Annotated in this window: 6 protein-coding genes; 2 read left to right on the top strand and 4 right to left on the bottom strand. The window is 61.3% G+C overall.

The features are described from left to right. The coding region (locus ACTG4K_RS18100; RefSeq protein WP_439115626.1) for a DUF11 domain-containing protein at positions 1 to 1,330 on the bottom strand (1,330 nt) is incomplete at its 3' end. Positions 1,331 to 2,203: 873 nt separating this feature from the next. Then, on the bottom strand, positions 2,204 to 3,172 hold the full coding sequence (locus tag ACTG4K_RS18105) for an IS5 family transposase (RefSeq protein ID WP_439115621.1): 969 nt from the start codon (positions 3,170 to 3,172) through the stop codon (positions 2,204 to 2,206). A 30-nt stretch (positions 3,173 to 3,202) separates the two neighbouring features. Here ACTG4K_RS18105 and ACTG4K_RS18110 point away from each other — a divergent pair, with 30 nt between their 5' ends. Together ACTG4K_RS18110 and ACTG4K_RS18115 are read left to right on the top strand one after the other, a co-directional pair. Next, the gene (locus tag ACTG4K_RS18110; RefSeq protein ID WP_439115622.1) at positions 3,203 to 3,514 is read left to right on the top strand and encodes a hypothetical protein; all 312 of its coding nucleotides are present in this window, start codon (positions 3,203 to 3,205) and stop codon (positions 3,512 to 3,514) included. Then, positions 3,511 to 4,281, top strand: coding sequence for a hypothetical protein (locus ACTG4K_RS18115; RefSeq protein WP_439115623.1), 771 nt, complete (start codon positions 3,511 to 3,513; stop codon positions 4,279 to 4,281). Before ACTG4K_RS18110 ends, ACTG4K_RS18115 begins: the two co-directional genes overlap by 4 nt. A gap of 164 nt (positions 4,282 to 4,445) precedes the next feature. Here the strand turns inward: ACTG4K_RS18115 and ACTG4K_RS18120 are convergent, their stop codons facing one another. Both ACTG4K_RS18120 and ACTG4K_RS18125 read right to left on the bottom strand, forming a co-directional pair. Continuing rightward, a complete protein-coding gene (locus ACTG4K_RS18120) occupies positions 4,446 to 4,901 on the bottom strand; it encodes a RidA family protein (protein ID WP_439115624.1) in 456 nt (151 codons plus the stop codon). Positions 4,902 to 4,906: 5 nt separating this feature from the next. Next, on the bottom strand, positions 4,907 to 5,512 hold a 606-nt coding region (locus tag ACTG4K_RS18125), incomplete at its 5' end, for an aldehyde dehydrogenase family protein (RefSeq protein ID WP_439115625.1).

Genomic DNA, 5,512 nt, shown 5'->3' on the forward strand with positions numbered 1-5,512 from the left:
GGGTCCCGGTGTTGTTGCCCGGCACAGGGTCGGTCGTGCCCGACGGTGGCGTGACGCTTGCGGTGTTCGTGTAGCCGCCTGCGCTGCTGGCCACAGCCCGCACCACCACGCTGGAGGTGGCACCTGAGGCGAGGCTGGTTGTGCCGTTGACGGTGTTGCCGGCCACCGTTGCCGTGGCCCCACCGCTGGCGCTCAAAATCGTGACCGAGCTCAGGTTCGCCGGCACCACGTCGGTGAAGGTCGCGTTCGTTACCGGGCTGGGTCCTGCGTTTCTAATCGTCAGCGTGAAGGTGACCGTCTGGCCTACCGCCACGTTGGGGTTCACGCTTGCCTTGGTCAACGAGAGGTCGGCCACACTGCCGATCGTGCCCGTCCGGGTCCCGGTGTTGTTGCCCGGCACAGGGTCGGTCGTGCCCGACGGTGGCGTGACGCTTGCGGTGTTCGTGTAGCCGCCTGCGCTGCTGGCCACAGCCCGCACCACCACGCTGGAGGTGGCACCTGAGGCGAGGCTGGTTGTGCCGTTGACGGTGTTGCCGGCCACCGTTGCCGTGGCCCCACCGCTGGCGCTCAAAATCGTGACCGAGCTCAGGTTCGCCGGCACCACGTCGGTGAAGGTCGCGTTCGTTACCGGGCTGGGTCCTGCGTTTCTAATCGTCAGCGTGAAGGTGACCGTCTGGCCTACCGCCACGTTGGGGTTCACGCTTGCCTTGGTCAACGAGAGGTCGGCCACACTGCCGATCGTGCCCGTCTGGGTCCCGGTGTTGTTGCCCGGCACAGGGTCGGTCGTGCCCGACGGTGGCGTGACGCTTGCGGTGTTCGTGTAGCCGCCTGCGCTGCTGGCCACAGCCCGCACCACCACGCTGGAGGTGGCACCTGAGGCGAGGCTGGTTGTGCCGTTGACGGTGTTGCCGGCCACCGTTGCCGTGGCCCCACCGCTGGCGCTCAAAATCGTGACCGAGCTCAGGTTCGCCGGCACCACGTCGGTGAAGGTCGCGTTCGTTACCGGGCTGGGTCCTGCGTTTCTAATCGTCAGCGTGAAGGTGACCGTCTGGCCTACCGCCACGTTGGGGTTCACGCTTGCCTTGGTCAACGAGAGGTCGGCACTCCCAGTAACTGGGTCAGCGTCCAGGGCGGTACACACACCATTTGTGCACGAGGGATTGGTGTTGACCACGCCAAGAGGTGACGCCACGCGCGCCACGTTCTGTACCGCTGTCTGGCCATAGGCTGCGCCAGCCATCAGCAGCAACAATGCATAAACGAGCGCGAGCAAGGCCCGCCAATGAAGGCGCATACCAACCACACTCCGAAAAGGAGCTAAACCAAACATCGCCAACAACATGTGCAAATCGCTTTTAAAGATTCATCTGGGGTACTGCATGGCTGGTCAAGCCAAACATTACTACCTTGGTATTGTATTTATTTAAAAGATAGTTACTAGTTAGTACGACTGACGCGGTCAAAAAAACAAGAAACAAGCACCACACAGCGCGGGTTTTCACACATATCTCACGCTGGACAGGGGTTAAATTTGCAAAAAGGGGGGACGCAAATCCTAGACAAAGCGTGAAACCGAGCTGCACACAGCTCTGGGAGGCCAGGGCGCCAGTCGCAAACCGATTACCTTCCAAGCCGGCGCAGGCTCCACCGGTTTTGATGCCACTCGTTCTGCTGACAGGCTGGGGATGGGAACAAGCGATGAAAAGCAGCCGCCATCCGAGTTCAGCAACTGGCGGGTGGTCATCCCACTCCTACTTCCCTGTGGAGCGCCTTTGAGACGTAGCTACATGCCCATGGAGAGGAAGGCGGACTCGCAGGTCCCAAATCGATACGAAGGCGGTGCGGCGCCTTGTCGCAGATTGAAAAAAGTATGGCCCGCCCGTGTAAGACCCGCAGGCAAGGCAGAGGTTGTAAGGACGCGCCTGAGGCCGGATATCTTGGTGGTGCGGATGGCGCAGAATTGCTGCATCAAAGCCAAGCTGCTGCGCCGCTGGACCACCCAGAGCATGGAGGGCCGGCATGAAGACAGATCGGGCCGGCGAAGTACGCAAAAATTCGTGCCGCCTTAAGGATGCGGTGAATAAGTAGGGTCAAACCGTGCTCGGCGCGCGCAACATCTGCGTTTCGCCAAATCGAGATCTATTTCGGCCACTTTGACCCCTTTGGGGCCGGTTTTGCAGGCCCTTTGGCCTGCTCTTCCGGTTCATGGACGCACCTGTGCCAACAGGCTTTTTCTACCGAGGTAAATGTTGGCCAGTGCCAACGCCGTGAACGCCCGGGTCGCGTTCTTTTGCAGCCCACGGTATCGCACCTTGCCAAATCCCCACAGGCGCTTGACCACACCAAAGACAGGCTCCACCCGTGCCCGGATGCGTGACTTGTTGCGGTTCTTGGCGCGCACCGCCTCCTCAACGACGCCCTTGAAGCGAGCTCTCTGGTTGGTAAAGTCTTTGGCCCTGGGCGCCTTGCTGGCGATCAGCTGCTTCTGACTGGCGTAGGCCGAGTCACCATAGACGCGCTGCTCGTTGCCATGCAGCAAGTCAGGCAGCGGATGCTTGTCGTGCATATTGGCTGGCGTCACCACGGCGCTGTGGGCCAGGCCACTTTGGCTGTCTACCCCGATGTGCAATTTCATGCCGAAGTACCACTGCTGGCCTTTGCGCGTCTGGTGCATATCGGGGTCGCGTGTCTTGTCGGCGTTCTTGGTCGAGCTTGGTGCGCCAATGATGGTGGCGTCCACAATGGTGCCGGTGTTGACCTTGAAGCTGCGTGTCTGCAGCTCTTGACCAACCTGGGCAAACAAGGCTTCGCCCAGCTTGTTGTCGTTGAGCAGCTTGCGAAACTTCGTGATGGTCGTGGAGTCGGGGACCGGCTCGCGTCCAAGGTCAATGCCAACAAAGCGGCGCAGGCTGGCACTGTCGTAAAGCGCTTCCTCACAGGCCATGTCAGCCAGGTTGAACCAATGCTGGATGAAGTGAATGCGCAGCATGCGCTCCAGACCAATTGGTGGGCGGCCGTTACCCGCCTTGGGGTAGTGGGGCTCAATGACAGCGCACAACGATGACCATGGGACGATGAGCTCCATCGCCTTCAGGAGCTCATCGCGGCGGGTGGGCTTGCGGTAGTTCTCGAACGTTTGATCGGCTGCCATGGCCAGGGTTTGTTGCTTCATGGGTGCGCCCTCAGAGCGTTACATACCAGCATGCAAGTCGTGGGCCGGTTTGAACTTAATCATCGTTGCCTTAACCTCGAAGAGGGGCATCAAGCCCTAGATTTGTTGCGGCTGATACGGCAGCACGCGATCGACGCGTTTGAAGCCGCCTATGGCACCCAGCCTCGCGCGACCGAAACGCAGTTCCCCCCGACCCACTCCACGGCATATCTGCAGTGGATCAGCCCCACCGCGACTGGCCGGGATGCCGGCGCCTCCGGCGGTTCGGTGGCGGGCCTCAATGCCACCATGCTGGTGCTCAAGGCGTATCTGATGTTCAAACAGACGGAGGCACAGGTATGAGGCTTCGGACAGCACCGATCGTCTCCTGGCCGCTGGCGCACCAGGGTGCCATCCTGGACGTCGCTGAAATCTCGCTGCGTTGCACTGCCTTCAGGGCGGCGTTGATGGCGGACCGGCCCTGCCTGCAGCAGTTGCAGGCCGCCGAGGTAGTGCAACAGGTTGAGATCACGCCACGGGGCATGGCCTGGAACGCAACGCGCCGGGAGTCTACGCAAATGGGGCTGCGCCTTTTTGTATATGGAGCGGCGGCCCTGGACCCCTTTCAACAGGAGCTAAACCTCGTGCGCCGCACGCAGAAAAGACTACCCCAAGAATACAGGGCGGCCCCGAGCGACGCTCACGAACCCGCTGCCAACACCCGTGTCTCCGTCTTGCGCCAGCACATGAGGCGAGATGGCTGCGGCAGGCAGCTACAAATCGTGGCCCATGCAGATCAGTGTGAACTTCTGCATCCGGAGCACCTGCCCCACCAGATGCCACTGGCTGAGCTGTGCGAGGTTCATGCCCGTGTGCTGAACATAATCCGGACTCGGGCACTGGTCAAACTCGCCAACGCTGTGACACTGCCAATAAGCAATACCACCATGCCGGCTGGCACGAAACTCCAACTTCTGCGAGGTCACCGGTTCACCAGCGTTGACGCAGGGCACCGGCTGCAGCTGGCAATGGACACCCGCCTGATCGTTCGGCTGCTGGCGGCGGTCACTCAACGCTGGGATGACGGCACCTTCAGTGCGCTCGAACTCCATGGTCTGCCGGACCATTGATGCACGGTACTCGCAATCGCCAAATGCCAGATCGCACCTCAACCAATCCGGTCGGTAGAGTCTGTGGCTCCTTGCCGATGAGACAGAGCAGCAGGTTGACGAAGAACGTGGCCATTTCTCGCGTTGCAGTTGCTTGCTCAGCACGGCCATCCCATTGCTTACCATCAGATCACTTCTGCGACCATTTCAATTTCTACGCAAGCGCCGTGAGGGATCTGGGCAACGCCGAAGGCGCTTCGAGCGTGTTCACCGCGCGCGCCCAGCACCTGGGTCAGCAAGTGGCTTGCCCCGTTGGCCACCAAGTGGTGCTCTGTATATCCAGGCGAAGAATTCACCAGACATGTCAGTTTTACGATACGGCGAATCCGGTTGAGGTCCCCAACCGCGGCTTGCAAGGTACCAAGAAGGTCGATGGCTACAGCACGTGCAGCAACTTGTCCCTGGGCCGTGGTGAGCCCGCCCCCAAGTTGCCCGACCCAGGGCTGACCTTCTCTTCGAGCAGTGTGTCCGCTTAAGAATACGAGTTGGCCAGTCTGAACATAAGCCACATAGGCAGCGGCCGGCGTGCGGGCTCCTGGCAGATCAATCCGGAGCTGTGCCAGGGTGTCGTATACGCTCATAGCAGTCAAGCGCCGCGGTAGACGATCTTGGTCTGAGTGAAGAACTCCATGCCAACGCGGCCGGACTCGCGGAAGGTAGAGGTGGAGGAGTTCTTCACGCCACCAAAGGGGGCGTTGACCAGGTTGCCGGTGGTGGTGCGGTTGATCTTCACGGTGCCCGACTGGATGTCCTGGGCGAAGGCGTGCATGTACTTCGGGTTGCGCGTGGCGATGGCCGCGGAGAGGCCGTACTCGCTGTCATTGGCCTTGGCCATGGCGTCCTGGAAGTCGCTCGCTTCGATGATCGCCAGCACCGGGCCAAAGATCTCCTCGCGCGCGATGCGCATCTGTGGCGTCACATCGGTGAACACCGCCGGGGACACGTAGTACCCGTGCGCGTACAGGCCCTCGCTCAGGCGCTCGCCGCCACACAGCCGCGTGGCCTCGCCCTGGCCGATCTCGATGTAGTTCAGCACCGTCTGCAGCTGCTTCTCGGTTGCCAGCGGCCCCAGGTCCATGCCCGGGGTGAGGCCCGGGCCAATCTTGAGTTGCTGCACCCGCTCCAGCAGCTTCTGTGTGAACGCCGCCTTGACCGCGCTGTCCACGATGATGCGGCTGGTGCCTGTGCAGGC

The sequence above is a fragment of the Hydrogenophaga sp. genome (genome assembly GCF_965657535.1).
Classification (GTDB): Bacteria; Pseudomonadota; Gammaproteobacteria; order Burkholderiales; family Burkholderiaceae_C; genus Hydrogenophaga.

Excerpts from the sequence above, each read along its gene's own strand:
- ACTG4K_RS18120 (WP_439115624.1), bottom strand. The coding sequence starts at position 4,901 with ATGAGCGTATACGACACCCTGGCACAGCTCCGGATTGATCTGCCAGGA.
- ACTG4K_RS18105 (WP_439115621.1), bottom strand. The coding sequence starts at position 3,172 with ATGAAGCAACAAACCCTGGCCATGGCAGCCGATCAAACGTTCGAGAAC.
- ACTG4K_RS18115 (WP_439115623.1), top strand. The coding sequence starts at position 3,511 with ATGAGGCTTCGGACAGCACCGATCGTCTCCTGGCCGCTGGCGCACCAG.
- ACTG4K_RS18110 (WP_439115622.1), top strand. The coding sequence starts at position 3,203 with ATGCAAGTCGTGGGCCGGTTTGAACTTAATCATCGTTGCCTTAACCTC.